Origin of the sequence: Bacillus sp. JJ675 (genome assembly GCF_036963165.1) — a bacterium.
In the GTDB taxonomy this organism is placed as follows: Bacteria; Bacillota; Bacilli; order Bacillales; family Bacillaceae; genus Bacillus; species Bacillus glycinifermentans.
In genome coordinates, this window is the sequence record NZ_JBALMR010000115.1 from 16962 (window position 1) to 20889 (window position 3928).

Below are 3928 nucleotides of genomic sequence, written 5' to 3' on the forward strand. Positions count from 1 at the left end.
CTTCGGACCGGGTGTGGCTGAGCTGCCGCTTGCAGACCGAGCGACGATCGCCAACATGGCTCCAGAATACGGCGCAACATGCGGTTTCTTCCCGGTTGATGAAGAGGCGCTTGAATACATGAGATTAACCGGCCGCGATGAAGAGCATATTGCGGTAGTAAAAGAATATTGCCGACAAAACGGTCTGTTCTACACGCCTGATCAGGAAGATCCTGTATTTACAGATATCGTTGAAATCGACTTGTCAAAAGTTGAAGCAAACCTTTCAGGTCCGAAGCGTCCTCAGGATTTAATCCCGCTTTCCGACATGAAGGAAACGTTCCACAAGCATTTGGTCAGCCCTGCGGGCAACCAAGGTTTTGGTTTGGAAGCTTCTGAAGCGGACAAAGAAATCAAGTTTGCGCTTGGAAACGGCGAAGAAGCCGTTATGAAAACGGGTGCAATCGCGATTGCGGCAATCACGAGCTGTACAAATACGTCAAACCCGTACGTATTGATCGGAGCGGGACTCGTTGCCAAAAAAGCGGTGGAACTCGGCTTAACAGTACCTAACTATGTGAAGACATCCCTTGCACCGGGTTCTAAAGTCGTTACAGGCTATTTGGTCAATTCAGGACTTCTTCCTTATTTGCGCGAGCTTGGATTCAACATCGTCGGATACGGCTGTACAACATGTATCGGAAACTCCGGACCGCTTGCGCCGGAAATCGAAAAAGCGGTAGCAGAGAACGATCTCTTGATTACGTCCGTTCTTTCCGGAAACCGTAACTTTGAAGGACGGATTCACCCGCTTGTCAAAGGAAACTATCTCGCGTCTCCGCCGCTTGTCGTCGCATATGCGCTGGCTGGAACCGTTGACATCGATTTGAAAAATGAGCCGATCGGGGTCGGCAAAGACGGACGGAAGGTCTACTTCAACGACATTTGGCCGACGATGGACGAAATTAATACGGTCGTCAAACAAACCGTTACACCTGAGTTGTTCAGAAAAGAATATGAGCGCGTCTTCGATGACAATGAACGCTGGAATGCGATCGAAACAACGGATGAAGCTCTTTACAAATGGGACGAAGAATCGACTTACATTCAAAACCCGCCGTTCTTTGAAAATATGTCAGTTGAGCCGGGAATTGTTGAGCCGCTCAAAGGCTTGCGCGTTGTCGGCAAATTCGGAGACTCCGTCACAACAGACCATATTTCTCCTGCGGGAGCAATCGGAAAAGATACGCCGGCCGGCAAATATCTGCAGGAAAAAGGCGTTTCACCTAGAGATTTCAACTCATATGGTTCACGCCGGGGCAACCATGAAGTCATGATGAGAGGTACATTCGCCAACATCAGAATCAAAAACCAGATTGCTCCGGGAACAGAAGGCGGATATACAACATATTGGCCTACAGGTGAAGTCATGTCCATTTATGATGCATGCATGAAGTATAAAGAAAGCGGCACAGGTCTCGTCGTCATCGCCGGAAAAGATTACGGAATGGGATCTTCACGCGACTGGGCGGCAAAAGGAACGAACCTTCTCGGCATTAAAACGGTCATCGCCGAGAGCTTTGAAAGAATCCACAGAAGCAACCTCGTTCTCATGGGCGTTCTTCCGCTTCAATTCAAAGAGGGAGAAAACGCGGAGACACTCGGTTTGACAGGAAAAGAAACGATTGAAGTGGATGTGAATGAAACAGTGCGTCCGCGCGATCTTGTTCCGGTAAAAGCGACAAGCGAAGACGGAACGGTGAAATCGTTTGAAGCCGTCGTACGCTTTGACAGCGAAGTCGAAATTGACTATTACCGCCACGGCGGAATCCTGCAAATGGTTCTCCGTAATAAAATGAAACAGTAGTCTGTGTGTCAGGAAGAGAGAGCGATTGCTTTCTCTTCTTTTTTCAGGTGCACATGCCTTAATTCTTGGAGGATATCGATGATTAAAAAATCGCTGGCAATCACCTTCCTTCTTCTGTTGGCCGGTTTTGCGGTTTGGAATTTTGCAATGCACAAGGAAGCTGAAATCGGGATTGAAAAGGGAGAAAAAGCGCCGGATTTTACGCTTCCCTCTTTAAAAGGCGGAGAGGATGTCTCGTTATCCGACTTTAAAGGAAAAAAAGTGCTGCTCAATTTTTGGGCGACGTGGTGCAAGCCTTGCAGAACTGAGATGCCCGATATGCAGCAGCTTCAAAATGAGCATCGGGATATAACCGTACTGGCCGTTAATTTCACTTCTTCGGAGAAAAACCGCAAGACGGTTGAAGCGTTTGCCGACAGCCTTGCGTTAACATACCCGATCGTTCTTGATCAAGAAGGAATCAATGCAAAATACGGGATTTTTTCCTATCCGACGACATTTATTATAAATGAAAGCGGTATCATAGAAGACATCGTCCTAGGAACGATAACAAAAAAAGAAATGGAAGAAAAGCTGGGATTATAAAAATCCCGGCTTTTTGCTTATATTGCAAAAAAAATGGCGAAAATGAAAATCATCTGGAGGTGATTCAAAATGAAAAAGACACATCGGCGCACATTTGAAGAACTTGTCTCAGAAAACAAAAAAGAGCTTTTGACCAACCAGGAATTTCTCGACCGGCTTGAAGACAAGCTTGAAGAGAAGTTCAGGTTGAAGTGACTTTTTAAAATTTAGGTTCATGTTTGCACCTCTTTTTGAGAATCCTAATGCTTAAAAGGAGGGATAGACATGCCGAGAGAGCATGACAAACAGGCGAAATTTGCCCCGAGCCACCTTGGGACAAAGCCGGTTGAATATAAGCGCAATAAAGGTAAGAAGATGCACGATAAATCAGGTGAAACACCGATTATCATGCAGACAAAAGGCGAATAACTGCTAAAAAGGAGGCAATACGAATGATGGAAAACGGGCAGAAGCACAACCCCGATGACAGAAGCGACAACGTTGAAAAGCTTCAGGACATGGTTCAGAATACGATCGAAAACATCGAGGAATCAGAAGAGCAGCTGTCCTTTGCAAGCGGTGAAGAACAGCAGCAGATCCGCGAAAAAAATGAACGCCGAAATGAAAGCATTGAGGCGATGCGCAGCGAAATTCAAGATGAAGCCGATGCTAGGGAAAAAGGATATGATCAATAAACCAGGGCAACCTGGTTTTTTGCATGCGGCGGTTCGGAAAAGCCGCCATTCGTGTTTTTACCGGCTGCTTATGCTAAAATGGGATTACATTTTTTGATAAGGGAGTAGAGAATTTTGTACGTCTCAAAAAAAGAAATCGAAGTTCGGTACGCCGAAACAGACCAAATGGGGGTCGTCTACCACGCGAATTATCTTGTTTGGATGGAGGTTGGGCGGACGGCATTGATTAAAGACCTCGGCTTTTCCTATGCTAAAATGGAAAAAGACAATGTCTTGTCGCCTGTCGTCGATGTCAACGTTCGATACATAAAGCCGCTTCGCTATGGAGAAACCGCGACCGTACATACATGGATTGAAGAATACAACGGTTTTAAAACGGTTTACGGCTATGAGATTTTAAACCCGGAAGGAGAAACGGCCGTAAAAGGGACAAGCTCGCACATTTGCGTTGACCGCGACAGTTTTAAGCCGCTTCAGTTCCGGAAGCTTTATCCGGAGTGGCATCAGGCATACGAAGAGGCCAAAAAGTAAATGGCCTTCGGAATCAAGAGACAGGAGCTGAATGAATGGAAGCGTGCGGTCCAAAACGGCGAGATAGCGTTTTTAACTCACTACTGGATCGATGACAGGTTTCCGGATTCCCGCACTGTGACAAAAGCTGGCTGCCAAAACATCGAAAAGCTTGCCGCATGGGGAGAGCAGTACGGTCTCAAAAAAGAATGGATCGATCAAAGAAGCGGATTTCCACATTTTGATTTAATCGGCCAAAAGCAAATCGAGATTTTAACAAAAGAAAAGCAGTTCAGCCATATCAAACGTTTCC

At 46.2% G+C, this 3928-nt stretch carries 7 protein-coding genes; all 7 read left to right on the forward strand.

Features of this window, described 5'->3' with window-relative positions:
• A partial coding sequence (gene acnA / locus V7126_RS23320) for an aconitate hydratase AcnA (protein ID WP_335499696.1) occupies nucleotides 1–1846 on the forward strand: 1846 nt, incomplete at its 5' end.
• A gap of 78 nt (nucleotides 1847–1924) precedes the next feature.
• Nucleotides 1925–2431 (forward strand): TlpA family protein disulfide reductase, encoded by a 507-nt coding sequence (locus tag V7126_RS23325; RefSeq protein ID WP_046132820.1) that lies wholly within the window; start codon nucleotides 1925–1927, stop codon nucleotides 2429–2431.
• Nucleotides 2432–2500: 69 nt separating this feature from the next.
• Complete coding sequence (locus V7126_RS23330; protein WP_065894540.1) at nucleotides 2501–2626, forward strand: FbpB family small basic protein; 126 nt, start codon at nucleotides 2501–2503, stop codon at nucleotides 2624–2626.
• 69 nt (nucleotides 2627–2695) lie between these two features.
• Complete coding sequence (locus V7126_RS23335; protein WP_006637039.1) at nucleotides 2696–2839, forward strand: acid-soluble spore protein N; 144 nt, start codon at nucleotides 2696–2698, stop codon at nucleotides 2837–2839.
• 23 nt (nucleotides 2840–2862) lie between these two features.
• Nucleotides 2863–3105: a small acid-soluble spore protein Tlp gene (tlp, locus tag V7126_RS23340; RefSeq protein ID WP_046132822.1), complete on the forward strand. Its 243-nt coding sequence runs from the start codon at nucleotides 2863–2865 to the stop codon at nucleotides 3103–3105.
• Nucleotides 3106–3219: 114 nt separating this feature from the next.
• The gene (locus tag V7126_RS23345; RefSeq protein WP_335499709.1) at nucleotides 3220–3636 is read left to right on the forward strand and encodes a YbgC/FadM family acyl-CoA thioesterase; all 417 of its coding nucleotides are present in this window, start codon (nucleotides 3220–3222) and stop codon (nucleotides 3634–3636) included.
• On the forward strand, nucleotides 3637–3928 hold a 292-nt coding region (locus V7126_RS23350), incomplete at its 3' end, for a hypothetical protein (protein WP_335499712.1). It abuts the gene before it with no gap.